The organism is Nocardioides mangrovicus (assembly GCF_003674065.1).
Lineage (GTDB): Bacteria > Actinomycetota > Actinomycetes > Propionibacteriales > Nocardioidaceae > Marmoricola > Marmoricola mangrovicus.
This window is the reverse complement of record NZ_RDBE01000006.1, coordinates 312,888-336,470: the sequence shown is the minus strand read 5'-3', so window position 1 is coordinate 336,470 and position 23,583 is coordinate 312,888. Positions and strand designations below refer to the sequence as shown.

Annotated in this window: 23 protein-coding genes and 2 riboswitches; of the genes, 15 read left to right on the top strand and 8 right to left on the bottom strand. The window is 68.4% G+C overall.

Annotated features, from left to right (window positions below):
• Positions 1-26 precede the first annotated feature (26 nt).
• Positions 27-452, bottom strand: a complete 426-nt coding sequence (locus D9V37_RS07515; protein ID WP_121805515.1) for a single-stranded DNA-binding protein — start codon at positions 450-452, stop codon at positions 27-29.
• A 139-nt stretch (positions 453-591) separates the two neighbouring features.
• On the opposite strand from D9V37_RS07515, the gene ettA reads away from it, so the two are divergent.
• The gene (gene ettA / locus D9V37_RS07510; protein WP_121805514.1) at positions 592-2,274 is read left to right on the top strand and encodes an energy-dependent translational throttle protein EttA; all 1,683 of its coding nucleotides are present in this window, start codon (positions 592-594) and stop codon (positions 2,272-2,274) included.
• A gap of 194 nt (positions 2,275-2,468) precedes the next feature.
• Here ettA and D9V37_RS07505 read toward each other — a convergent pair whose 3' ends face one another.
• Positions 2,469-2,957 carry a MarR family winged helix-turn-helix transcriptional regulator gene (locus D9V37_RS07505; RefSeq protein ID WP_121805513.1) on the bottom strand — a complete coding sequence of 163 codons (489 nt, stop codon included), beginning with the start codon at positions 2,955-2,957 and terminating at the stop codon, positions 2,469-2,471.
• Between the two features lie 95 nt (positions 2,958-3,052).
• Here D9V37_RS07505 and D9V37_RS07500 point away from each other — a divergent pair, with 95 nt between their 5' ends.
• The gene (locus D9V37_RS07500) at positions 3,053-3,598 is read left to right on the top strand and encodes a YceI family protein (RefSeq protein ID WP_121805512.1); all 546 of its coding nucleotides are present in this window, start codon (positions 3,053-3,055) and stop codon (positions 3,596-3,598) included.
• Positions 3,599-3,742: 144 nt separating this feature from the next.
• On the opposite strand, the gene D9V37_RS07495 is transcribed toward D9V37_RS07500, so the two are convergent.
• Positions 3,743-4,960: an acetyl-CoA C-acetyltransferase gene (locus D9V37_RS07495; protein WP_121805511.1), complete on the bottom strand. Its 1,218-nt coding sequence runs from the start codon at positions 4,958-4,960 to the stop codon at positions 3,743-3,745.
• 76 nt (positions 4,961-5,036) lie between these two features.
• Between D9V37_RS07495 and D9V37_RS07490 the strand changes: the two genes are divergently transcribed.
• A complete protein-coding gene (locus D9V37_RS07490; protein ID WP_232524797.1) occupies positions 5,037-5,894 on the top strand; it encodes an acyl-CoA thioesterase in 858 nt (285 codons plus the stop codon).
• 40 nt (positions 5,895-5,934) lie between these two features.
• Here the strand turns inward: D9V37_RS07490 and D9V37_RS07485 are convergent, their stop codons facing one another.
• Positions 5,935-6,306 (bottom strand): winged helix-turn-helix transcriptional regulator, encoded by a 372-nt coding sequence (locus D9V37_RS07485; RefSeq protein WP_121805510.1) that lies wholly within the window; start codon positions 6,304-6,306, stop codon positions 5,935-5,937.
• Between the two features lie 49 nt (positions 6,307-6,355).
• Between D9V37_RS07485 and D9V37_RS07480 the strand changes: the two genes are divergently transcribed.
• The 3 genes from D9V37_RS07480 (at position 6,356) to D9V37_RS07470 (ending at position 9,061) form a co-directional block, all read left to right on the top strand.
• On the top strand, positions 6,356-7,339 hold the full coding sequence (locus tag D9V37_RS07480; RefSeq protein ID WP_121805878.1) for an LLM class flavin-dependent oxidoreductase: 984 nt from the start codon (positions 6,356-6,358) through the stop codon (positions 7,337-7,339).
• A gap of 47 nt (positions 7,340-7,386) precedes the next feature.
• Positions 7,387-7,734 (top strand): DoxX family protein, encoded by a 348-nt coding sequence (locus D9V37_RS07475; RefSeq protein ID WP_121805509.1) that lies wholly within the window; start codon positions 7,387-7,389, stop codon positions 7,732-7,734.
• Between the two features lie 514 nt (positions 7,735-8,248).
• Positions 8,249-9,061 (top strand): DeoR/GlpR family DNA-binding transcription regulator, encoded by an 813-nt coding sequence (locus D9V37_RS07470; protein ID WP_121805508.1) that lies wholly within the window; start codon positions 8,249-8,251, stop codon positions 9,059-9,061.
• Here the strand turns inward: D9V37_RS07470 and D9V37_RS07465 are convergent.
• From D9V37_RS07465 to D9V37_RS07450, 4 genes are all read right to left on the bottom strand, one after another.
• Positions 9,058-9,732, bottom strand: a complete 675-nt coding sequence (locus D9V37_RS07465) for a trimeric intracellular cation channel family protein (protein WP_121805507.1) — start codon at positions 9,730-9,732, stop codon at positions 9,058-9,060. The genes D9V37_RS07470 and D9V37_RS07465 overlap by 4 nt on opposite strands.
• A 35-nt stretch (positions 9,733-9,767) precedes the next feature.
• A complete protein-coding gene (gene gcvH, locus D9V37_RS07460) occupies positions 9,768-10,139 on the bottom strand; it encodes a glycine cleavage system protein GcvH (protein ID WP_121805506.1) in 372 nt (123 codons plus the stop codon).
• A 67-nt stretch (positions 10,140-10,206) separates the two neighbouring features.
• Complete coding sequence (gene gcvT / locus D9V37_RS07455) at positions 10,207-11,313, bottom strand: glycine cleavage system aminomethyltransferase GcvT (protein ID WP_121805505.1); 1,107 nt, start codon at positions 11,311-11,313, stop codon at positions 10,207-10,209.
• A gap of 103 nt (positions 11,314-11,416) precedes the next feature.
• A riboswitch (glycine riboswitch) is annotated at positions 11,417-11,508 on the bottom strand.
• Between the two features lies 1 nt (position 11,509).
• Positions 11,510-11,633, bottom strand: a riboswitch (glycine riboswitch).
• A gap of 97 nt (positions 11,634-11,730) precedes the next feature.
• Positions 11,731-13,281, bottom strand: a complete 1,551-nt coding sequence (locus tag D9V37_RS07450; protein WP_121805504.1) for an APC family permease — start codon at positions 13,279-13,281, stop codon at positions 11,731-11,733.
• A 279-nt stretch (positions 13,282-13,560) separates the two neighbouring features.
• Between D9V37_RS07450 and D9V37_RS07445 the strand changes: the two genes are divergently transcribed.
• From D9V37_RS07445 to D9V37_RS07405, 9 genes are all read left to right on the top strand, one after another.
• Positions 13,561-14,994, top strand: coding sequence for an NAD(P)/FAD-dependent oxidoreductase (locus D9V37_RS07445; protein WP_121805503.1), 1,434 nt, complete (start codon positions 13,561-13,563; stop codon positions 14,992-14,994).
• Positions 14,991-15,812 carry an FAD-dependent oxidoreductase gene (locus tag D9V37_RS07440; protein WP_158604408.1) on the top strand — a complete coding sequence of 274 codons (822 nt, stop codon included), beginning with the start codon at positions 14,991-14,993 and terminating at the stop codon, positions 15,810-15,812. The genes D9V37_RS07445 and D9V37_RS07440 overlap by 4 nt, the downstream gene beginning before the upstream one ends.
• Positions 15,809-16,042: a hypothetical protein gene (locus D9V37_RS07435; protein ID WP_121805501.1), complete on the top strand. Its 234-nt coding sequence runs from the start codon at positions 15,809-15,811 to the stop codon at positions 16,040-16,042. The genes D9V37_RS07440 and D9V37_RS07435 overlap by 4 nt, the downstream gene beginning before the upstream one ends.
• Positions 16,043-16,063: 21 nt before the next feature.
• The gene (locus tag D9V37_RS07430; RefSeq protein ID WP_121805500.1) at positions 16,064-16,777 is read left to right on the top strand and encodes a class II aldolase/adducin family protein; all 714 of its coding nucleotides are present in this window, start codon (positions 16,064-16,066) and stop codon (positions 16,775-16,777) included.
• A complete protein-coding gene (locus D9V37_RS07425; RefSeq protein ID WP_121805499.1) occupies positions 16,774-18,282 on the top strand; it encodes a xylulokinase in 1,509 nt (502 codons plus the stop codon). Before D9V37_RS07430 ends, D9V37_RS07425 begins: the two co-directional genes overlap by 4 nt.
• 86 nt (positions 18,283-18,368) lie before the next feature.
• Positions 18,369-19,844 (top strand): aldehyde dehydrogenase, encoded by a 1,476-nt coding sequence (locus tag D9V37_RS07420; protein ID WP_121805498.1) that lies wholly within the window; start codon positions 18,369-18,371, stop codon positions 19,842-19,844.
• 14 nt (positions 19,845-19,858) lie between these two features.
• A complete protein-coding gene (locus D9V37_RS07415; protein WP_121805497.1) occupies positions 19,859-21,685 on the top strand; it encodes a putative nucleotidyltransferase substrate binding domain-containing protein in 1,827 nt (608 codons plus the stop codon).
• The gene (locus D9V37_RS07410) at positions 21,682-22,323 is read left to right on the top strand and encodes a 3'-5' exonuclease (RefSeq protein WP_198412430.1); all 642 of its coding nucleotides are present in this window, start codon (positions 21,682-21,684) and stop codon (positions 22,321-22,323) included. The genes D9V37_RS07415 and D9V37_RS07410 overlap by 4 nt, the downstream gene beginning before the upstream one ends.
• A 91-nt stretch (positions 22,324-22,414) precedes the next feature.
• A complete protein-coding gene (locus D9V37_RS07405; protein WP_121805496.1) occupies positions 22,415-23,419 on the top strand; it encodes an LLM class flavin-dependent oxidoreductase in 1,005 nt (334 codons plus the stop codon).
• Positions 23,420-23,583 lie beyond the last annotated feature (164 nt).

Below are 23,583 nucleotides of genomic sequence, written 5' to 3'. Positions count from 1 at the left end.
GGCGAGCCTGCCGGGGGCGGTACGGCTCACGCCACCTCCTGCACGGGCTGCTCCGGTCCACGGGTCGGTTCGGCCGCCTGCTCCTCGGTGACGGTGCCGCGCACCGGCCGCACGAAGCTGCACACCCCGCGGTTGAGGTCGTGCCCGAGCACGCGGGCGTCGACCACCAGCGTGGTGCTGTCGGGCAGCCCGTCGCGCTGCCAGGTGTCGGCGCGGATGCGGCCCTCGACGAACACCGCGTCGCCCTTGTGCACCGACTCGACCACGTTGTGTGCCAGCCCGCGCCAGGCATTGATGGTGAACCACGACGTCGGGCCGTCGGTCCAGGTGCCCTCCTTGAGGTAGCGCGGCGTGCAGGCCAGCCGGAAGCTGGCCACCGGCACCCCGTTGGCGTCGCGCTCGCGCACCTCGCTGCCTACCCACCCCTGCAGGGTGACCGTCGACTCGTTCATGTCTGCTCCTCTCGACTCGTAGGACCAGCCAAGCCGGGCCGGCGGCGGGCCGCACCCGCCGCGTGGTCAGGCTGTGGAGAACTGCGCCGGGGCAGGGGCTGTGGACCGGAAACGACCCCAGCCTCGTAGGCTCATCGGCATGGCTGAGTACGTCTTCACGCTGCGCAACGTGCGCAAGGCCCACGGCGACAAGGTGGTCCTGGACAACGTCACCCTCTCGTTCCTGCACGGGGCGAAGATCGGCGTCGTCGGACCCAACGGCACCGGCAAGTCGACGCTGCTGAAGATCATGGCGGGGCTCGAGCAGGCCAACAACGGCGACGCCCTGCTCGATCCGGGCGCCACCGTCGGCATGCTGCAGCAGGAGCCGCCGCTGACCGAGGGCGCCACCGTGCTGGAGAACGTCGAGGAGGCGGTGGGCGACCTCAAGGCCAAGATGCGCCGCCTCGACGAGGCCTACATGGAGATGGGCGACCCCGACGCCGACCAGGACGCGCTGATGCAGGAGACCGGCGACCTGCAGACCGAGCTCGACAACGCCGGCGCCTGGGACCTCGACAGCCGCCTGGACCAGGCCATGGACGCGCTGCGCTGCCCGCCGCCCGACGTCCTGGTCGACAACCTCTCCGGTGGTGAGCGGCGCCGCGTCGCGCTGTGCAAGCTGCTGCTGCAGCAGCCCGACCTGCTGCTGCTCGACGAGCCCACCAACCACCTCGACGCGGAGTCCGTGCAGTGGCTGGAGGGCCACCTGGCCGCCTACCCGGGCGCCGTCCTGGCCGTCACCCACGACCGGTACTTCCTCGACAACGTCGCCCAGTGGATCCTCGAGCTCGACCGCGGCAAGACGCACCCCTACGAGGGCAACTACTCCACCTACCTGGAGACCAAGAAGGAGCGCCTGAAGATCGAGGGGCAGAAGGACGCCAAGCGCGCCAAGATGCTCGAGAAGGAGCTGGACTGGGTCCGCTCCAACCCCAAGGCCCGGCAGGCCAAGAGCAAGGCGCGGCTCTCCCGCTACGAGGAGATGGCGGCCGAGGCGGACCGGATGCGCAAGATCGACACCTCCGAGATCAACATCCCGGCCGGTCCGCGCCTGGGCGACGTCGTGCTGGAGGCCCGCGACCTGAGCAAGGGCTTCGGCGAGCGTCAGCTCATGCACGACCTGGACTTCACGCTGCCGCGCGCTGGCATCGTCGGCGTCATCGGCCCCAACGGCGTCGGCAAGACGACGCTGTTCCGGATGATCGTGGGCGACGACAAGCCCGACTCCGGCGAGCTGGAGGTCGGCCAGACGGTGAAGATCTCCTACGTCGACCAGAGCCGCGGCGGCATCGACGCCAACAAGAACGTCTGGGAGGTCGTCTCCGACGGCCTGGACTTCATCAAGGTCGCCAACTTCGAGATGAACTCGCGCGCCTACGTAGCGTCGTTCGGCTTCAAGGGCCCCGACCAGCAGAAGAAGGCCGGCGTCCTCTCCGGCGGCGAGCGCAACCGGCTCAACCTCGCGCTCACCTTGAAGATGGGCGGCAACCTGCTGCTGCTCGACGAGCCCACCAACGACCTGGACGTCGAGACGCTCTCCTCGCTGGAGGACGCACTGCTCGATTTCCCCGGCTGCGCCGTGGTGACCTCCCACGACCGGTGGTTCCTCGACCGTGTCGCCACCCACATCCTGGCCTGGGAGGGCGACGCCGAGGACCCGGCGAACTGGTTCTGGTTCGAGGGCAACTTCGCGGCGTACGAGGAGAACAAGGTGCAGCGCCTCGGCGTCGAGGCGGCTCGGCCCCACCGGGTGACGCACCGCAGGCTCACCCGGGACTGACGAGACGGTTCCCGACGTTCAGACCAACCCGTTTTCTCCCGCGGTCCGGGCTGACGGTCCGGTTCGCTTCTGTCTCGCCGAGGCGTCGCATCCCGCCGGGTCTGAGGTGCGCGCTTCGCGCGGGCGCAGCGCCGACAGGATGCGACGTCTCGGCTCCTGGCCGCAGACCTCAGGTTCGCTCGCCAGGGCTCGCATCACCTGATGTCTGCGGCCGGCGTCCGGCCGGCGAGCAGCCGGTCGGACACGGTGTTCATGACCCGTCCCAGCGCCTCGAAGTCGTCGTCGCCGACCAGGTCGACCAGGTTGCGGCGCACGCCCTCGACGTGGGTGTGGGCGGCCTGCTCGAGCAGCGTGCCGCCCGCGGCCGTCATGACGGCGTCGACGCCGCGGCCGTCGTCGGCGGCCTCCTCGCGCCGCAGCCAGCCGGCGCTCTCCATGCGGGCGACGGTGTGCGTGACGCGGCTGCGCGAGTGGCAGACCGAGTCGGCCAGCAACGCCATCCGCATCCGGCGCTCGGGGATCTCCGAGAGCCGCACCAAGATCTCGTACTCGGTCAGCGAGATACCGTGCTCCACGCGCAGGTCGCGGTCCAACCGGTCCTGGAGCAGCTGCGATCCCATGATGTAGGCCCGCCAGATGCGCTGCTGTTCGACGGTGAGCCACTGGGTCTCGCGGGGGTCCATGAAAAATATTCTAGGAACCGGGAATAGCCGGCCGGACTCGCCCGTTGGACCCGCCGACAGTTGAACGTTCAACGATTCGCCATGGAGGAGACAACATGACCGAGGCAGCCGCCACGCAGACCGACTGGGTCGCCGGCACCTGGAAGATCGACCCGAGCCACTCGTCCGTGGCCTTCACCGTGCGTCACCTGATCAGCAAGGTGCGCGGCCAGTTCGAGACGTTCGAGGGCACCGTCACCACCGGTGACTCCATCGAGGACACCCGCGCCGAGGCCACCATCGACCTGAACTCGGTCAACACGCGCGACGAGAACCGCGACAACCACCTGCGCTCGGCCGACTTCTTCGACGTCGAGAACCACGGCGGCATGACCTTCACGACCACCTCCTTCGACGGCGAGAAGGCCGTCGGCGACCTCACCATCAAGGGCATCACCAAGCCGATCGAGCTCGACGTCGAGTTCACCGGCATCGGCGGCGACCCGTGGGGCGGCACCCGCATCGGCTTCGAGGCCAGCGGCGAGATCGTCCGTCAGGACTTCAACGTCAACTTCAACGGCGTCGTGGACGGCAGCAAGGTCCTCGTCGGCGACAAGATCACCATCGTGCTCACCATCGAGGCCGTGCTCGACCAGGCCTGAGCCGTCCGGGTGATTCCCCGCTCGTGCGGGGAATCACCTCGTGGACTCATGACATTCCATGCCTCCGGGCCGCAATTCCCCGCACGTGCGGGGAATTGCGGCCCGGTCGGCGTCTCGGAGACGAGCCCCGTCAGCCCAGCCCCGTCAGCCCAGCCGCTCGAGGATCATCGCCATGCCCTGGCCGCCGCCGACGCACATGGTGATCAGCCCGGTGGTCTTGTCGTGGTGGCGCAGCGAGTTGAGCATCGTGTTCTGCAGGCGCGCGCCGGTCATGCCGAACGGGTGGCCCACCGCGATGGCGCCGCCGTTGACGTTGAGCCGGTCGATGTCGATGCCGAGGTCCTGGTAGGAGGGCACCACCTGGGCCGCGAAGGCCTCGTTGATCTCGACCAGGTCGATGTCGCCGATGCTCATGCCGGCCCGGTCCAGGGCCTGCTTGGAGGCCTCCACCGGGCCCAGACCCATGATCTCCGGCGAGAGCCCGGTCACGCCCGTGGAGACGATGCGCGCCAGCGGGGTGAGACCCAGCTGCTCGGCCTTGGTGTCGGACATGATCACCACGGCCGCGGCTCCGTCGTTGAGCGCGCAGCAGTTGCCCGCCGTCACCACCCCGTCGGGGCGGAACACCGGCTGCAGTCCTGAGACCGCCTCGTAGGTGACGCCCGCGCGGGGCCCGTCGTCGGAGTCGACCACCGTGCCGTCGGGCGTGGTGACCGGAGTGATCTCGTTGGCCCAGAAGCCGTCGGCGATCGCCTTCTCGGCCAGGTTCTGCGACCGGACGCCGAACTCGTCGAGCTCTCGGCGCGAGAGGCCACGGATCTTGGCGACGTTCTCGGCGGTCTGGCCCATCGCGATGTAGACGTCGGGCACCTCGCCGTCCTGGCGCGGGTCGTGCCACTCGGCGCCGGACTCGGCGGTCTGCTTGGTGCGGGCCTGTGCCGTGGCGAAGAGCGGGTTGGTGGTGTCGGGCAGCCCGTCGGAGGTGCCCTTCGCGAACCGCGAGACGGTCTCGACGCCGGCGGAGATGAACACGTCGCCCTCCCCGGCCTTGATGGCGTGGAAGGCCATCCGCGAGGTCTGCACCGAGGAGGAGCAGTAGCGGGTGATGGTGGCCGCGGGCAGGTGGTCGTAGCCGAGCAGCGTGGCCACGACGCGCCCCATGTTGTAGCCCGACTCGCCGCCGGGAAGGCCGCAGCCGAGGTACAGGTCGTCGATCTCGGTCGGGTCGAGCTCGGGCACCTGCTCCAGCGCGGTGCGCACGATCGTGGCGGTGAGGTCGTCGGGGCGCAGGTCCTTCAGCGACCCCTTGTTGGCGCGGCCGATGGGGGATCGGGCGGCGGCGACGATGACGGCCTCGGGCATGACGGGCTCCTTCGAGTACTCGCGGGTAGCTACGGGCCGAGGTTAGCCCGCGTCCGGATCTGCGAGCATCGGGCCCGTGCGCCACACCTACGCCTGCCCCATGCGCTGGGCCGACATGGACATGTTGGGCCACGTCAACAACGTCACCTACGTCGACTACCTGCAGGAGGCGCGCATCGACATGCTCGCCACCCACGCGCCGGTCCAGGGCGGCGAGGAGCTGGCCGAGGGCACGGTCGTGGTCCGGCACGAGGTGCACTACGTCAGCCCGCTGGTCTTCCGCCAAGAGCCGGTGACGATCGAGTGCTGGGTCACCGAGATCCGAGCGGCGAGCTTCACGATGGCCTACGAGATCGTCGACGTCGTCGACGGCGAGCGCGTCGTCCACCTACGCGCCACGACCATCATCTCGCCGTTCGTCTTCGCCGAGGAGCGCCCGCGTCGGCTCTCCGCCAGCGAGAAGGAGGCGCTGAGCGGCTGGCTCGAGCCCGGCTTCGAGTCGGCCGGGCCGGTTCCGGCGGTGCCGGCGCCCGGCGCCCGCCACGTGTTCCCGCTCTTCGTGCGCTGGTCCGACGTCGACGCCTACGGGCACGTCAACAACGTCACCTACTTCGAGTACTTCCAGGAGTCGCGGATCGCCTACCTGTGGGGACTGCCACGTCCCGAGGACGGCGATTGGACGCCGTGGGTGGTGGCCCAGACCGACGTGGAGTACCGCCGCCCCATCCTGTTCCGCCGGGAGCCGTACGCCGTCCACAGCTGGGTGCACGCCGTCGGCGGCCGCTCGGCGGTGCTGGTCTCCGAGATCCGCGACGACGACCACGTCCTGGCACGGGCCCGTGTCGTCATGGTCGCCTTCGACCGCGAGACCCAGCGCTCCGCCGCCATGAACCCCGCCCAGCACGGCCGCCTCGAGGCGGAGGTCTCGGGGTAGTCCAGGCCGTTCTCGTCGGTAGGGGGTGGGTCTCAGCCCGTCAGGGCAGGAACTTCCTGGCCGCCGACTCCTGGAAGTCCACCAGTGCCTCTCCGTTGGTGCGAGCCCATTCCGTGAGCATGCGGATGGGCTCCTGCAGGGTCTCGCCGAGTGGGGTGAGGCTGTACTCGACACGTGGCGGGGCCTCGGCGTAGGCGTGGCGATCGACCAGTCCGTGGGCCTGGAGCCTGCGCAGGGTCTCGGTGAGGACCTTGCGGGAGATGCCGCCGGTGAGCGCCACAAGCTCGCCGTGCCGCTTCGGACCCTCACTGAGCGCGAAGAGAGTGACGACGGACCACTTGTTAGCGATGATTTCGATGGCGGTGCGGGCGGGGCAGTCCGCCAAGAACACGGTGCCTGCTTGAAGGGTCACGCTCCGAAAGGTACCGAATGGTTCCTATCGGGTTCCTAGCGTGGTGGACATGGAGTTCGGTGTCTTCTCGCTCACCGACGTCGCGGGCGACACGACCGTGGCGGACCGCGTCCGCACCGTGATCGACCTCGGTGTGCACGCCGACGAGGTCGGCCTCGACGTGTTCGGCGTCGGCGAGCACCACACCCCTCGCTTCGCGGTGTCGTCGCCCGCGGTCGTCCTGTCGGCGATCGCGGCGAGGACCACGTCGATCCGCCTGACCAGCACGGTCTCGGTGCTCAGCGTGCTGGACCCGGTGAGGCTCTACCAGGACTTCGCGCAGCTCGACCTCGTCGCCGCAGGCCGTGCTGAGGTCACCGTCGGCAGGAGCGCGTACGCCGAGCCCTTCGGTCTCTTCGGGGTGCCGATCGCCGACTACGACGCCGTGTTCGAGGAGAAGCTCGACCTCCTGGTCTCGCTGCGCGACGACGAGCCGGTCACCTGGACGGGCCGCTACCGGCCACCGCTGGCGAACGCGCACGTCGTCCCTCGGCTGTCGCGACCGCTGCCGGTTTGGGTGGGCGTCGGTGGCACACCCGCCAGCGCGACGGGCGCCGGTCGTCGCGGCCTCCCGCTCAGCCTCGCCCTGCTCGGCGGCACCGCTGCTCGCTCCCGTCCGCTCGTGGACGCCTACCGCGAGGCGTTCGTCGGCCGCGATCGCCACGCGCACACGTCCATCGCCGGCGTCAGCCACTTCTACGTGGGCCCGACTTCCCAGCAGGCGCGCGAGACGTTCTACCCCTACTACCGGACGTACTTCGCCGACGGGCGCGGCGTGCACCTCGACCGTGCGACCTTCGAGCAGATGGCAGGACCGCGCGGTCCCCTCGTCGTCGGCAGCGCAGCCGAGGTCGCCGACAAGGTCTCCGCGCAGCACGAGGTCCTGGGCGTTGACCGGTTCCTCGGACAGGTCGATCTCGGCGGACTGCACACGCGTCTCTCGCTGGCCTCGATGGATCGCCTCGCTCACGACGTCGTGCCCCAGTTCTCGTAGCGGCGCTCGCCGCTGATCCATCGCGTTCATCCTCGAAAGGACCTCTCGTGCCACTCACCGCCCACGTTCTCTCCGCCCTCCTCGCCGTCGCCATGCTCGCGTCGGGCAGCCTCAAGATCGCTCGGACCGAACGGATCGTCAGACTCATGGCAGCCGTCGGTGTGGGTGGTCGGGGCCTCGTCGTGCTGGGGAGCCTGCAGCTCCTCGCCACGACCGGTCTTTTCGCCGGGCTGTGGTTCACGCCGTTCGGGATCGCTGCCGCGACCGGGCTGGTCCTGTACTTCGCCGGCGCGGTTGGGGCGCACGTCCGCGCGCACGATCCCGAGTGGCAGGGCGCAGCAGCCTTCCTGGTGCTCTCCGTCGTCACACTGGTCGTGCTGCTGCTCAGCCTCTGACCCAGCCGCCACTCGCCGCGCGCCACGCCTTTCGAACTGCGGCTTCAGGCCTCATCGAAGGTGTTGACCATGAAGTAGTTGGGGGGTTGATCGGAGAGCAGGAAAGCCCGCCTCTAGGGCCTTTGACCTGGGAGAACGCGCGATGACCGTTGATGGTCGTTCATGGTCAAGAACGGCTCGTCTGCTACATCAGTGGTACATGAGTGGGATCAGGCTGTGGCGTTCCGAGGGCAGAGGTGCCGCGCAGCGGGTGGGCCTAGCGGTTGTTTCGCTTGAACCAGTCCGACGCTTTGCAGGCAGCACCCGGGTGGCAAACCGGGGCAGTCACAGCGATGGCGTCAGATCAGTGCCCGCCCCCTCGTTTGCGTGATGGGACTTCGACGCTCACCGAGGCGGCGTCCAGCGCACCACCAGTAGCTCCAGGCGGCGCGACCAGCTCCTAAAATGTGCAAACGAACACTATTCGAACACAACGGTGTAAGTTCTATTGGACTGCTGAGCGAGAGGAGGACGCATGTCGACTGACATTGACCAGGTCGGCGAGCCCGAGGACGGCCCCAGCGGTGCCGTCGAGCGCCGTCAGCTAATCCTCGAGCGTCTGCAGGAGCAAGAATTTGTCTCGGTCAACGACTTGGCGGACGAGTTTGGGGTGACGGGGATGTCCCTGCGTCGCGACCTGACCGCCTTGGCGGCTCGGGGCCTGTTGACGAGAGTGCGCGGCGGAGCCACGCGCGCTCGCACGTCCTCGACCTCGCGCATGTACCTCGAGGCAGAGCGCCGTCACGCAACGGAGAAGGCGCAGATCGCTCGGGCAGCGGCAGAGATGCTCGCGAACGAGACCAGCGCGTTTTTCTACTCCGGCTCAACCGTGGCGAAGGTCGTCAGCGCCCTCGACGAGTCCACACGCGAGCGCCTAACGGTCGTGACCCCAGCTGTGCCGATCATCAACGAGGTGAGCTCGTGGAACGAGCCGCACCTGGTTGCGGTCGGTGGCGTATATCTGCCCGCGTATATGGCTTTCGTCGGACCGCAGGCGGTGTCGTCGCTGGCGAACCTGAGCGCCGAGGTGGCCGTGATGGGCTGCGACGGCCTGACCGCTGACGAGGGGATCACGACGCCGCACCAACTGGTCGCCGAGATTGGAACCATCATCGTCAAGCGTGCCCGTAAAGTAATCGTGGTCGCCGACTCGAGCAAGGTCGGTCGCCGTGGGTTCGCGCACATTGCGCCGATCTCGACGTTAACGACTTTGATCACCGACTCCGGTGCTGACCCCGAGGAGCTCGCCGCGCTCAAGGCCGGCGGCGTCGACGTGGTCGTCGTCTAGCGCCCCGCCTCATCCTCGCGCTCGGCGTAGCAGTCCGGCTCCGCGCGGTGCAGCGGGCGCGGAAGTGACCAGCTCTGGCTGATCGCGAGCAAACGGAGCCCGAGTCCAACGCCGACGGCGAGCCCGCGAGCCAGGGAGTTCGGCACGCCTGCGGCATCGAGCAGCATCAGCGTCGAGCCGCCGGCAACGGCCGCGAGCGCGTAGACCTGTCCGGCCAGCACGAGCGGTGACTGCCTGGCGAGGACGTCACGCGCCACCCCACCGCCCACACCGGTAACGACGCCGAGCAGCACCGCGACCGGGCGCGATGCGCCGACTGCGTAGGCGAGACCGGCACCGGTGACCGTGAACACAGCTAGTCCTACTGCGTCGGCAAGCAAGATGAGGGTGCGCGCATCGAGCGCTCTGCGCTTCAGTCGGTGCGCGTCCGCGATCACCACGCCAGCAGCAATGACGGCCATCCACACGGGCAGCGGACGAGAAATCCATCCGACCGGCTCGAGTCCCAGAAGCAGGTCTCGTACCGTGCCGCCGCCGACAGCCGCCACGACCGCCAGGACGCTGATGCCAACCCAGTCCATGCCGGCACGGGCTGCGACCTCGGCGCCGGAGACGGCAAAGGCGATGGTGCCGAGGAGCTCGAGGGCGGCGTAGGGGTCGTGGAAGGCCATGTGCTCCCCCGAAGCGTGTTGGGCTGCCGGCTGGGTCAGCCGGCAGCGACTAGGGCGGCGTAGGTGCTGGCGTCGAGCAGTACAGGGATTGCGGTGAACTTCAGGCGCACCAGCCAGGCGTCCATGGCGTCGGAGTTGAGCAGGCTGGGGTCATCGACGACCGCGTCGTTGATCTCGACCACGTCGCCGTCGAGGGGTGCCATCAGGTCGCTGACCGACTTCGTGGACTCCAGCTCGCCGCACGGCTGGCCGGACGCGAGGCTCGATCCGATCGGTGGCAGCCCGACGAACACGATGTCTCCCAGGGAGTCCGCGGCGTACTGGGTGATGCCGATCGTGGCGATGTCGCCGTTCAAGTCGACCCACTCGTGCTGGTCGGTGTAGCGCAGGTCGCTGGGGATGCTCATGGAGGCTCCTTGGACGCTCAGGTCTAGTCGGTGGTGCAGATGTTGGGTGTGGTGGTTCCGGTCCAGGTCAGGCGCTGGGACGCTGGTAGAACGGCAGGTCGACGACCAGGGCCGGCTCGCGCGTTCCACGCAGGTCGACCGCGAGCTCGGTTCCCGGGGTGTTGTGACCGGCCTCCACGTAGGCCATGGCGATCGGGTAGCCGAGAGTGGGCGAGGGGGCACCACTCGTAACGCGGCCGACGGTATTTCCCGCACGGTCGACCACGTCGTATCCGGCACGCGGCGCTCGCCGCCCGGACGTCGCGAGGCCGACGAGGGACCGCCGGCGTGGGAGATCCCGGAAGCGGCGCAGGGCGGTGTCGCCAACGAATCTGTTGGGCTTGTCGAAGGAGATCACCCGCCCGAGCCCAGCCTCGAACGGGTTCGTGTCGGCATCGAGCTCGTGGCCGTAGAGCGGCATCCCCGCTTCGAGGCGCAGGGTGTCGCGGCATGCGAGTCCGGCAGGGACGAGACCGTACCTTTCGCCCGCGGCGCTGATCTGGCGCCACAGGTCAGGAGCGACGCTCGGCGAGCAGTAGACCTCGTAGCCGTCCTCGCCGGTGTACCCGGTGCGGGCGAGCAGGACGTCGTGGCCGGCGACCTTGGTGCGCGCGATCGAGTAGTACTTCAGCGCGGTGACGTGGTCGTCGCCGAGGCCGGCGAGGATCGTGACCGCAGCGGGTCCTTGGACGGCGAGGAGCGCACAGTGCTGGGATTTGTCGGAGACCTGAGCATCCGCAGCCTCGTCGGTGGTTCGTTCGCTCAGGGCTGTCGCGACGACGTCGACGTTGCTGGCGTTCGCGACGACGAGGTAGTCGTGGTCGGCGAGCCGGTACACGACGAGGTCGTCGAGGATGCCGCCCGCGTCGTTGCAGATCATCGAGTAACGGGCCCGTCCGAGCCCGATGCGCGACGGCGTTCCGACGACGGCGCGGTCGAGGACGCGCCCTGCGTCAGGTCCAGTCACCTTGATCTCGCCCATGTGCGACAGGTCGAACAGCCCGGCCGTGGTGCGCACGGCGTGGTGCTCGGCCGTCTCAGAGGTGTAGCGCACAGGCATCGACCAGCCGGCGAAGTCGGTAAACGAGGCGCCGAGCTCGGTATGGACGGAGTGCAGAGCGGTCTGGCGGCTCATGCGGTGTGGCTGTTCAGGGGTTGCGGGGTGCGGGTGCTCATCGGCTGAGGTCCTTCTGCTCGGACTGACCGGCGTCGCGTGGCGGGCCGGGCAGTTGCGGTGACCTCCCCGCTCTGTCGTGGGTACCTGAGAGCTTCGCCGCAGCTGCGGCTTGCACCGTGGGTGCAGGACCTGGTCCTGGCTTTCCAGAGAGCGCCTGGCCGCGGCGGTCGGTGGGCCTGAGAGATTCCTGGGGAGGTGTTGCTCCGTCGGCGCCCCGTCGGTCCTTGACGTCGCGAGTTGTGCACGACGGACAGTCGGGTCTTTCCCGCTGCGGTTGGTAGCGGCGCAGGTATGAATTTGTTGTGACGGCCAGACGGGGGCACCTGATGGGGGTGGCCGTCAGGGCGAGGGACCACCCCCATCGACTGGGTTCGGCTAGGCGCCGACCTCTTCAGGCGACTGGGCGCTGGCCCCGGTTGCTGACGCGTGCTGCGGCAGGATGCCGATCTTGTCGCGCTGGGTGAAGTAGTACGCCAAGCCGAGGGCGAAGGCGACGAGGACGAACACGACGGCACCCCACTGCAGGAACCAGTGGTGCGGCGGTGCCGGGTTGTAGACGGCGTTGCGGGGCCAGGCGATGTTGATGACCATGGCGACGCCCCACACGACTGCGGCGATCGAGACCGGGACGCCCCAGCGGCCGAGGTGGAAGTACTCCGGGGTCGTCTTCCACTCGCCGGTGAGCCGCTTGCGAGCGAATGCGCCGGCGACGATTACGTAGGCGATCAGGGCCAGCACCACGGTGGTGCTGGTGACCACCAAGAAGATCTGCGCCTGCTTGATGTTCACCAGCAGGATGGCCACCGCGATGACGCCCACGATGAGCGCGGTCGTCACAGGCGCCTTGGTCGTCCGGCTGACCTTCGCGAGCGAGGCGCTTGCCGGGAGGGCGTTGTCGCGGCTCATCGCGAACATCATCCGCATCGCACCGGTCTGGTTGGCCAAGATGCACACGAAGATCGCGATCGCGACGCAGGTGAGCAGGACGCTGCCCAGGGTATGGCCCATCACGTCCTCGACGACGTACGGCAGGCCGCTAGTGGACAGCTCCTTGGCGTTGATGTCGCCCACCGCCATGAGCGCGCCGAGCATCAGCAAAGCGCCGCTGATGCCGGCAGCCGCGAGCGCACGCAGGATCGAGGTGGGGCTGTTCTTGCGCGGGTTGACGGTCTCCTCACCCAGGGAGCCGGCGGTGTCGAAGCCCCACATGATGTAGCAGCCGAGCAGCAGCGCCATCAGCAGCGCTCCGGGCACGCCTAGACCGGCGTCGTGGCCGTGGCCCTCGGTGTGGAACACGATCTGCGGGCCGCGCTTCGCGGTGACGAAGAAGAAGACGATCATGAAGACGCTCGCGACGAGCTCGACGATGACGCCGATGTTGTTCACGATAGAAACCACCTTGACGCCCAGGCAGTTGATGATCGTGGCCAGCACGATGGCGATCACGCCAAGGATGACGCCGTTCGCGGCCGCGTCGTTCGGGCCGGTCCCGTCACCGTAAATCCAGAAAACCTTTGAGATGTTCGGCAGCACGAACTGTAGCGCCAGCGCGACCGCGGCGGTCGACACGATCAGGGCCAGCGTGAGCGAGAACCCGGCCAGCCACGATGCCGTGCGGCTGCCGATGTGCTTGGACCAGTTGTAAACCGATCCGGCCATCGGGTAGTGCGTGGCCAGCTCGGCGAAGATCAGCCCGAACAGCATCTGCCCGGCGAACGCGATCAGCCAGGTCCACCAGAAGGCCGGCCCGGCGATCCCGAAGGCGAAGAAAAACAGCTGGAACGCCCCGGTGAGGATCGAGATGAACGCGAAGCCCGTCGCGAACGTGGAGAACGCGCCGAGAGTCCGGCCGAGTTCCTGCTTGTAGCCCAGGCGGGCGAGGTGTTCCTCGTCTGCCCGGTGAATGTCGCTGATGTCCTGGCTCATCTGAAGCCCTTTCGCCATGGGTCGAGCTCCGCCCCCGGGGCGCTCGTACGATCTTGGCGACGAAGTGAACACCTGCAATCACACAGATGTCAACGAGGCGTGTTCATATGAACATCACGTAACTTGGTGCTCAGTTGCTGCTAAACGCCTTCCGAGTCACAAAAATACATGTTCGAAATGTGTTCTTGTGCGTTCACTTGAACACTGTTACGGTCCGATACTCAGGCGGAGCATCACGAGCGCGACACTGGACCGCAACGACACCTCGAGGGAACCCCAATGACCCAGATGAACTCGTCCACCGGCACTGACCGGTTCGACGTAGTCGTCGTCGGTGGCGGAGTCCTGGGCACCTCGGTTGCGGCCCGGCTCGCAGCCACGTCCGCGTCGGTGTGCGTGCTCGAGGCCGCCAGCGACGTGTGCGAGGGCGCCTCGAAGGGCAACGCCGGCACCGCCTGCTCCTACTACGGGCCCCCGGGAACGCTTGAGACCGAGCTGATCAACCGCAGCTACCCGCACTGGGAAGAGCTGTGCGGGCGACTGGGGGTCGCGTACCGTCGCGGCGGCGCGATCATGCTCGCGCTCGACGACGCCGAGGCCGAGACCCTCGGGCACACTCTCGCCGAGCTCGACGAGGCGGGTGTGCGCGGTGAGATGAAGACGCCTGCCGAGGTCGCCCAGCTCGAGCCGCTGGCCAACATGGCCACCGTGGCCGGGCTGTGGATGCCGGATGAGGGAGTCATCGATCCGATGGCACTGACCGTCGCGTACGCCAACCTGGCGGTGACCAACGGTGCCCAGCTGCGGCTGAACGCACCGGTCACCACCATTCGACGGCTCGACGACGGCTCGATGGAGCTTGCCACCCCCCAGGGCACCGTCCGCGGCCGCTATGTCGTCAACGCCGCCGGCGTAAGGGCCGGCGACGTCTCCGAGCTGGCTGGTGGTGAGCCGCTGCGCTCGTGGCCACGCAAGGGTCAGTACGCCGTGCTCGACCGTCGCTTCGCCGAGCAGCTGCAGCGCACCGTCTTCTGCACCCACTCACCGACGACCAAGGGCATCAACGTCGTTCCGACCACGCACGGCTCCGCGTTGCTCGGTCCGACCGCGCAGGACCTCGAGGACGCCGGCGACACCTCGACTGACCGCGACCAGGTCGAGGCGCTGATTGAGAGTGCGCGCCGACTGGTTCCGAGCATCACCCGCGACGTCGTGATCAAGACGTTCGCTGCGAACCGTCCCGCCAGTGAGGAACCGCACCGGCTGCGCTTCGACCAGACCGTCGCAAATCTACTGCACGTCACGAACCGCTCAGCCGGGGTCAGCGTCTCGCCAGCAGCCGGCGCGTACGCGCTGGACCTCCTGCGCGACGCCGGACTCGACGCCGAGGACCGACCCGACGCCGTCCGGGCCTTGCCTTCGACACCGCGACTGAGGACCGCGACCGACCTGAACACCCTGTTCGCACAGGACCCGCTGTACGCGCAGGTCGTGTGCGCGTGCGAGAGCGTCAGCGCCGCCGAGATCAACCGGGCCCTGACCTCCCCGGTCCCGGCCTGCTCGCTCGACGGGGTCCGCAAGCGCACCGGCGCCATGTACGGGCGCTGCCAGGGGTCACTGTGCGCGGCCGGCATCTCGTTCCTCACCGCCCTGCACACCAACACCGGCCCCCGAGACGTCAAGCAGACCGCACACGGGACGGTCGGCCAGTGACCGCCCGCGCCGCTGACGCGGCCTACGTCGTCGTCGGCGCCGGACCCAGCGGCCTGGGGTGCGCCTCCGAACTGCTGCACGCAGGCCCGGTGACAGTCATCGACCGGATCCCCGTCACCGGAGGCACTGCCGGCTGGGAAAACCCGCTGATCAAGGACCTCACCCGAGACGTGGTCTCCCGCGGCGCCCACTTCGCCCTCGGCCAGACTGCTGTGCGCTACGACGGGGCGACCCTCACTGTCGCCTCACCAACGGGATTCCAGCCCGTGGCGACACGGCACCTGGTCTTCGCCGGCGGTCTGCGCCCAGGCACCCCGGCCGACCTGCACATCGACGGGTACCGCCCTGCCGGCGTCGTGCCCGCGACCGTGGCCGAACACCTCCTCCGCACCGGCGTGCAGCTGTGGACCCACGCAGTCATCCTCGGAAACGGCCCGTGGGCCCGCCCGGTCGCCGAGCTGTGCCGGAAACTCGGCACGCGGGTCACCGTCGTCGCCGACCTGGCCGACGTGCCCGACTGGTCGCAGTGGGCCGATAAACGTATCGACGCCACAGCACGCGTCCGCGTCGCCGGCCGCGACCGGATCAGCGGCGTCGAGCTCACCACGGCCGACGGCACCACATCTCTCACCTCATGCGACGCGCTGGTGCTCGCCGCCGACCCGCGCCCGAACCGCAACGTGGTTGGAGCCCTCACCGAGGACGACCCGAACGTGTTGTTCCACCAACCCACCCAGCCCACGTCGCCGCGGCTGCGCTACGACGCCGCCGCCCGCGCGACCCGGAGCTGGCTGCAGACGATCGGAGGCCCGTCGTGAAGGTCAGCTCACCCATCGGCGAACTGCCATTCGAGGCGACGGCCATACGCATCGTCGCCGGCGGGCTGCGTGTCGAGGGACGGATGGGCGCCTGGCCCGCCCAGGTCGATCTCGACATCTCCGACCTACCAGCCCTGCTCCGGCTGACCCGCCCCGCGCTGTACGCGCTCGGCGGCACCACCTTGATCGTCGCCCTGGCACGCCGTCCCCGGGCGCACCGGAAAGCCTGAGAAGGAAGGGAATCCAACAACATGAGCATCAAGTGGCTCGAGACCCGGCAAAAGGTCATCACCTACTCCCGCAAGCTGCAGGCAGAGCGCCTCGTCTACTCCTGCGCCGGCAACATCAGCATCCGCATCCCGGGCGAGCCCGGCCTGCTGGCATGCACTCCCACCTCGACGCAGTACGACCTGCTGCAGCCCGAGGACGTCGCCATCGTCGACCTCGACGGCAACCTCATCGACGGCCGGCTCAAGCCGACCTCCGAGGTTCAGATGCACACGATGTATTGCAAGAACCGCCCCGAGATCGGCGGCATCGTGCACACCCACGGCAAGGCCGTGATGACGTTCGCGACGCTGAACTGGACCCTTCCGCCCATCCTGACCGGCCTCTGCGAGGCCGCCGGCGGCCCCGTGTACACCTCGCCGTACTCGCAGCCCGAGACCGACCAGATGTACACCTACACCGAGCCGTACCTGCGTGAGCGCGGCGCCACGTTCTTGCAACACCACGGGTTGCTCGCCATCGGCGCCGACATCGAGCACGCCTTCCACACCGCCTCGGTCGTGGAGGGCGCGTGCGAGGTGTACCTAAGCGCTCGCCAGTTCGGTGAGGTGCCCGAGCTGCCGAAGGAGCAGGTCGACTGGATCGCGTCGTACTTCCGGGCCCAGTTCCCCGGTGCTCCCGAGCCCCTCCCGGCGCCGGACCCGATCCCCGCGCCGGAATTCGCGCCCTCGGCATGAGCGGCTACGTGGTGGGGGCCGACGTCGGATCGTCGGCCCTCAAGGCCTCGCTGGTGCACTCCGACCGCGGCGTCGTCGCGGTCGCCGAGCGCAACTACCCGATGCACCGCCCCCACCGCGGATGGGCGGAGAACAGCCCACACGACTGGTACGACGCGCTCGCCTCCGCCGTTGCGGAGGTGCTCACGACCGGCAACGTGCCGGCCAAAGACATCACCGCGCTGTGCTTGGTCGGGCAGCGCGACATCGCCGTGCTCCTCGACGAGCACGGCGAGGTCCTCACCCGCTGCATCCACTGGACCGACCGGCGCGACCCCAGCGAGACCCGCGACCTGTACGACTCGCTCGGACGCGACGTGCTGATCCGGCGCAGCGGCACGCTACCCATCCCCGGTCTTGTGCTGCCGAACCTGATGTGGACCAAGCGACACCTGCCCGAGGTGTGGGCCGAGACCCGGCACGCGCTGCAGCCGAAGGACTACCTCGCCTACCGGCTCACGGGCGACGTTGGCACCGATCCGACCGGCCCGACCCGCAGTTGCATGAACGACTGGCGCACCGAGGGCTGGAGCGAGCAGACCTGCGATGAGGCCGGTATCCCGCGCGAGATCCTCCCCGACGTCAAGTACAAGCCGTGGGAACCGCGCGGCGAGCTCAGCGCCCAGGCCGCCGTCGACCTCGGCCTGCTGCCCGGCACCGTCCTGGTCGCCGGCGGCGGTGACGACCCCGCGGCCGCGCTCGGATCCGGTGTCGTCTCACCCGGAGACGTCAGCCTCGGCACGGGCTCCTCCATGAGCTGGCGCATCGTCGAGGACAACCCAATGTTCGACCCGACCGGCGTCATCGGGCTGATGCCGCACCTCATCCCGGACCGCTACCTGCACGAGATGGTCGCTACCGGCACCGGCACGACGCTGCGTTGGTTCCGCAGCGTGTTCGGCGAGGGCCGCACTTACGAGCAGCTGATAGCCGAGGGCGCCGACGTGCCGCCCGGTAGCGACGGTCTGTTGTGCTTCCCCTACGTCGAAGGCGCCTCGATCCCGGTCCAAGACGACATGGCCCGTGCTTCGTACTACGGCATCGCCGGACACCACGCGCGCGCCCACTTCACCCGCGCCACTCTCGAAGGAATCGCTTACCAGTACCCGGCGCTGCGCGACGTGGTCACCTCCCGGGGGCACAAGGTCACCGGCTTCACGATCTCCGACGGCGAAGCACGCAGCCGCCTGTGGAACCAAATCAAGGCCGACGTGATGGGTGAGACCATCACCCCGTCGCTGCGCGTCGAAGCACCATCCATCGGCGCCGCGATGCTCGCCGGCATGGGAACCGGCCTGTTCGCGAACGTCGAGGCCGCGCTGGCCGTCGTGCTCGAGCTCGCCCCGACCGTTACCCCGCGCGCCGAGGCCTTTGCCCAGTACGCCGAACTCCGTACCGAGTGGGAGTCGACGCTCGCCCAGATCTACCCAGCCCTTGCACCGGCCACCACCGGTCAACAGAACTGACCGGCACCAGCGACCCGGTCCGGGCGACCGGTTCACGGGCGACCGGCTCACCAGCGACCAGCGACCAGCGACCAGTAAGGAACGTCATGACTTCGACCCTGCCCGACACCATCCGCACCCAGGCGTTCATCAACGGCGCCCTTGTCGACGCAGAGGGCGGCGAGACCTTCGAGAGCCTCGCCCCGGCGACCGGACAGGTCATCGCGACCGTCGCTTCGTGTTCCGAGGCCGACGTCGACACGGCCGTCGCCTATGCCCGGGCCGCGTTCGAGGCCGGCGAGTGGAGCCGTCGCTCTCCGGCCGAACGCAAGGCGGTGCTGTTCGCGTTCGCCGACCTGATCGAGGCCAACCGCGACGAGCTCGCCTTGACCGAGGCGATCGACGCAGGCAAGCCGATCAGCGATTGCCGCGACTTCGACATCCCTGACGTGCTCAACACGTTCCGCTGGTACGCCGAGGCCGCCGACAAGGTGTTCGGCAAGACCGCCCCCACCGGCAGCGACCACCTTGGTCTGATCGTGCGCGAACCGGTCGGCGTCGTCGGCTGCGTCCTGCCGTGGAACTTCCCGATGGCGATGCTCGCCTGGAAGGTCGCGCCCGCGCTCGCGGCAGGCAACTCGGTGGTCGTGAAGCCGCCGGAGCTGGCCAGCCTGACCAGCATCCGGCTCGCCGAGCTCGCCGTCGAAGCAGGCCTGCCCAACGGGGTGTTCAATGTCGCGCCCGGGCTCGGGCACGTGACTGGCAAGGCGCTCGGTCTGCACATGGACGTCGACATGGTCTCCTTCACTGGCTCTACTGAGGTGGGCCGCGCGTTCCTGCGCTACTCCGCGGACAGCAACCTCAAGGGCATCGTGCTCGAGTGCGGCGGCAAGTCTCCCCAGGTCGTGATGGCCGACTGCCGTGACAACCTCGCCGCGATCGCCGCCGACCTGGCCGATGCAGCGTTCTGGAATTCCGGACAGAACTGCAGCGCAGGCTCGCGGATCCTGGTTCACGAGTCGATCAAGGACGACTTCGTGACCGCGCTCGCCCGTGAGGCTGAGAGCCGCATCGTCGGCGAGCCCACCGACGAAGGCACCGCGCTGGGGCCACTGATCGAGGCCTCCGCGCTGGACCGGGTGCTGTCCTTCATCGACCAGGCCCGCAGTGACGGCGCCCGGATCGTGACCGGTGGCGAGCAGCTGTTCACCGAGTCCGGCGGTTGGTTCGCCGGCGCGACCGTCATCGACGACGTCACCCCGGACATGAGCGTCGCCCGCGAAGAGATCTTCGGCCCTGTCGTGTCGGTCCTGTCGTTCTCCGACGAGGCCGAGGCGCTCCGGCTGAGCAACGACAGCACCTACGGGCTTGCCGCGACCGTGTGGTCGAAGGACATCGACGTCGCCATCCGCACCGCCCGTGGCATCCGGGCCGGCACCGTCGCGGTCAACGGCTACAGCGAGGGCGACATCTCGACCCCGTTCGGCGGGTACAAGATGTCCGGCTTCGGTGGCCGCGACAACGGCATCGAGGCGCTCGAGCAGTACACCGAGGTCAAGACGATCTGGGTGACGCTGCACTAGGCAAGGATGGACCCGTGAAGGAGTACGCGGACTTCCTCGGCACCCAGTCCCCGTACGACGCGCTCACCGCCGACGACCTCGGCCGGCTCGTCGAGCATTTGCAGGTCGAGTACTTCGCGGCCGGCTCGCTCATCGTGCGGGCCGACGAACCAGCGTTGGACCACATGTGGGTCGTGCGCACCGGCGCGGTCGAGGTCGTCGACCGTGGCAGGGTCGTCGACCAGCTCGGTCCTGGCGACACGTTCGGGCACATCTCGGTCCTGACCGGGCTACCGCCGGCACTGTCGGTGCGCGCACTCGAGGACAGCCTGTGCCTGCTCCTGCCCGACCCCCGCCACCTGGTCCACGACCCGGACCGGCTCCGGTTCTCCCACTTCGGCACCATGATCAGCAGGCAACGGCTCACCGGCAGCGGTGCCCTAGACGAAACACCCGGGTCCGCGCGGACCCTGATGCGGTCCTTGGTGTGGTCTGAGGCGAACGAGACCGTCGCCGAAGTCGCGCGCCGCATCACCAACGCTGGCCACTCGGGAGCACTTGTGCGTGGCGGCGGTGACGCAAGCGGGGATTGGGGCATCGTCACCGACGCCGACTTCCGACGCAGCGTCGCGACCGGGGAGGTCGCCCCACACGACCCGATCCACACGATGGCGACGTTCCCGGCGCTCAGCGTGAGCGAGGAGTTCTCGCAGGCGGCCGCGTTCTCCCGGATGATCGACCGCGGCGTGCACCACCTCGTCGTCTTGGACCGCCACGGCGCGCCCGAGGGGATTCTGCGAGCAGTCGACTTCGCCTCGACCGACATCCGTAACCCGCTGCTGGTGCGCTCCCAGATCGAGTCCGCCACCAGCATCGATGAACTTCGTTGCGCAGCGAAGCTCGTCCGACCGACGCTGGTCGAGCTTGGCGACAGCTCCATGACCGCCGCCCAGGTCGCCAGCCTCTTGGCCGCGATCATCGACGGCCTGCTCCGCAAGCTCGTCACCTTCCACGGACTCGACGACGCGACCTCGCAGCTGTCGCTGATCGTGCTCGGGTCGATGGCGCGCCGCGAACCGCTGCCGAACTCCGACGTCGACACCGCCCTGGTCTGGCCCGACCACGTCAGCGACCAACAGCAGAAGGATTTGCTCGAACGTGTTGAGGCACTCCTGGTCGACATGGAGTCGTGCGGGTTTCGCCGGTGCAGCAACGGTGCCAATGCCGTCAACCCACTGTTCGCCCGCTCCGCGTCCAGCTGGGCCGCGGCCGTGACCCGTTGGCTCGAGAACCCGGCCGTACCGCAGGCGCTGCTGCTCTCCTCGATCGTGATCGACAGTCGGCCGCTGACCGAAGTCGCGCTCGGACGGACCGTGACGGACACGCTGCAGCGACGTGAACGCCAAGTCGAGTTCCTCGCCGCGTTCCTGCGCGAAGCGACTGCCGTGAAGCCGCCGAGCGGTTTCGTCCGTGACTTCGTCGTCGACCACCGTGGCCATCACCGCGGCCAGCTCGACCTCAAGCGCGGTGGCCTGCTCCCGATCGCCGCGCTGGGCCGCTGGGTCGCTGTCGTCACCGGCGACACTCGCGGCGGCACCGTCGACCGGCTCCGCCGCGGCCACGCCGCCGGGTTGCTTACGCGAGACGAGGCTGACACCCTCACCGCCGCGTTCGAGCAGTCGTACGAACTGCTGATGAAGCGCGACCTCGCCGCCATCGCAGGCGGCACTAACCCCAGCACGTACGTCGACCCGCGAGAGCTTGACACCCTCACGCGCCGGCACCTTCGCGAGACGTTCCGCGCGACCGCGTCCATCCAGGACGACATTGCTAACTGCTGGACGACCCGGCTGAAGCTGTGAACCCGCTGCTCAAACCCGCCCTCGAAGTGCCCGACCTCGACGTCGCCTGGCGCGACGTCGAGTACTGCGTGGTCGACGTGGAGACCACGGGCCTGGACCTGCGTCGCGACACGCTCATCTCTTTCGGCAGCGTCCTGGTGAAGTCCGGACGCGTGCACGTGAGCTCGTGCGAGAGTTTCGAGATCAAGCCGTCCCGCCCAATCAGCATCGGCGCGATGACAGTGCACGGCCTGCGCGAGCAGGACCTCGACGACGCACCAGAACTCGGCCAGGTGACAGACCGGATCGTGGCCCAGCTCGACGGCAGAGTTCTCGTGGCTCACGCCGCCTGGGTCGAGCGAGCGTTCCTAACACGGCCGCTCCGTGCAGCCCGCCGCCGATGGAAGCCGGCCGTCGTCGACACCGCCGCCCTTTTGCGTGCCACCGGACTGGCCCCGAGCGGAACCGGCTACGAACCCGATATCGAAGTGAGCGCCAAGCATCTAGGGCTCTGCGTGCACACCCCACACCAGGCCCTCGGCGACGCGCTCACCACCGGCGAGGTCTTCCTGGCGTTGACGACCAAGCTTGAGCAGCAGCAGCCCGGCCTGACCGCACATCGACTCGTCGCCATCTCCGACGAGCACACCCTCACCTAAACCACCCTCTCTGGCCGGTCCGCTGGCCCACCCAACACGGCCACTGATCGGGCCAGCGGCCGTGCAGAGCACCGAGGCAAAGGAGAAACCAATGAGGATCGGCGTCGTACTGCCGCGAGACCTGCCCGACACGAACGTCATCACGTTCGCCAGGAACGTCGACGAGCTCGGCTTCGACAACCTGTGGGTCGTCGAGGACCTCGGCTACAAGGGCGGGTTCGCCCAAGCTGGTGCCGTCCTCGCCGCCACGTCGCGCGTGCGCGTCGGGATCGGGGTCTTGCCGGTGGCCGCCCGCAACCCGGTCTTCACCGCCATGGAGGCCGCCACGCTGGCAAACCTGTTCCCGGGCCGAATCACCCTCGGCGTGGGACACGGGATGCCGGTCTGGATGCGGCAGGTTGGCATCGCCGTCGACAGCCCGTTGACCCTGCTCGCCGAAACGCTTGATGCAGTCCGTGGCCTGCTGGCCGGCGACACGGTCAGCATCGACGGCCGCTACGTGCACCTAGACGCCGTCCGCCTCGAGGCGCCGCCGGCACTGCCCCCCGTCGTTCTCGCCGGGGTCCGCGGTCCTCGATCAATGGAAGTCTCCGGCGAACACGCGGACGGCACCCTTCTGGCCGAACCGGTGACCGTTGAGTACCTAGAGCACACGCGTACGCTGACCAAGCGAGGAGTCGCGCGTCGACCCGCACGCCAGAAAGATGTCAGCAGCGCGGCCGAGCACCAGTTACATGCGTACAACGTGGCTTGGGTCGACGACGACCCCGACGTGGCACGTGACCGGGTTCGTCAGACGGTCGCCGTGTTCGGGCAGCCGGACTGGTGGCCGCACATCGCTTCGCTCCCGTTCGCGGAGGCCTTCAAGGCACTCGCCGCGCAGCATCGGTCGACGAACGACCTTGCCAGGCTGTTGCCGGCGGAGTGGATCGACGAGCTCGCCATCGTGGGAACGGCAGCCACAGTGCGCCGGCGACTTGCCGACCTCAACAGGGCTGGAGCAGCCTCATGCAGCTACTTCGTGGACGGAGCCGTAACGAGCGGCCAACTTTCCAAGCTCGCCGCGGCTTCAAATATGTCAGTTCGAAACCGGTGACGAGTTGAGCCAGTCCCATGTGAGGCATAGGCGATGTCCGCGGGTTTAATCGGACGTGGCTGAGCCCGACGTCATGCCCGGCTGGCTCTATCCAGTGCGATTGATCTGCGATCGGAAGCTGCACTCGATCACTCTCGCTAGAGCGATCTATCAGTTTGGTCCAT

What these genes read in the sequence shown, in the direction of transcription:
- D9V37_RS07515 (WP_121805515.1), bottom strand. Translation starts at nt 452, where the DNA reads ATGAACGAGTCGACGGTCACCCTGCAGGGGTGGGTAGGCAGCGAGGTG.
- ettA (WP_121805514.1), top strand. Translation starts at nt 592, where the DNA reads ATGGCTGAGTACGTCTTCACGCTGCGCAACGTGCGCAAGGCCCACGGC.
- D9V37_RS07505 (WP_121805513.1), bottom strand. Translation starts at nt 2,957, where the DNA reads ATGGACCCCCGCGAGACCCAGTGGCTCACCGTCGAACAGCAGCGCATC.
- D9V37_RS07500 (WP_121805512.1), top strand. Translation starts at nt 3,053, where the DNA reads ATGACCGAGGCAGCCGCCACGCAGACCGACTGGGTCGCCGGCACCTGG.
- D9V37_RS07495 (WP_121805511.1), bottom strand. Translation starts at nt 4,960, where the DNA reads ATGCCCGAGGCCGTCATCGTCGCCGCCGCCCGATCCCCCATCGGCCGC.
- D9V37_RS07480 (WP_121805878.1), top strand. Translation starts at nt 6,356, where the DNA reads ATGGAGTTCGGTGTCTTCTCGCTCACCGACGTCGCGGGCGACACGACC.
- D9V37_RS07470 (WP_121805508.1), top strand. Translation starts at nt 8,249, where the DNA reads ATGTCGACTGACATTGACCAGGTCGGCGAGCCCGAGGACGGCCCCAGC.
- D9V37_RS07465 (WP_121805507.1), bottom strand. Translation starts at nt 9,732, where the DNA reads ATGGCCTTCCACGACCCCTACGCCGCCCTCGAGCTCCTCGGCACCATC.
- gcvH (WP_121805506.1), bottom strand. Translation starts at nt 10,139, where the DNA reads ATGAGCATCCCCAGCGACCTGCGCTACACCGACCAGCACGAGTGGGTC.
- gcvT (WP_121805505.1), bottom strand. Translation starts at nt 11,313, where the DNA reads ATGAGCCGCCAGACCGCTCTGCACTCCGTCCATACCGAGCTCGGCGCC.
- D9V37_RS07450 (WP_121805504.1), bottom strand. Translation starts at nt 13,281, where the DNA reads ATGAGCCAGGACATCAGCGACATTCACCGGGCAGACGAGGAACACCTC.
- D9V37_RS07445 (WP_121805503.1), top strand. Translation starts at nt 13,561, where the DNA reads ATGACCCAGATGAACTCGTCCACCGGCACTGACCGGTTCGACGTAGTC.
- D9V37_RS07430 (WP_121805500.1), top strand. Translation starts at nt 16,064, where the DNA reads ATGAGCATCAAGTGGCTCGAGACCCGGCAAAAGGTCATCACCTACTCC.
- D9V37_RS07425 (WP_121805499.1), top strand. Translation starts at nt 16,774, where the DNA reads ATGAGCGGCTACGTGGTGGGGGCCGACGTCGGATCGTCGGCCCTCAAG.
- D9V37_RS07420 (WP_121805498.1), top strand. Translation starts at nt 18,369, where the DNA reads ATGACTTCGACCCTGCCCGACACCATCCGCACCCAGGCGTTCATCAAC.
- D9V37_RS07405 (WP_121805496.1), top strand. Translation starts at nt 22,415, where the DNA reads ATGAGGATCGGCGTCGTACTGCCGCGAGACCTGCCCGACACGAACGTC.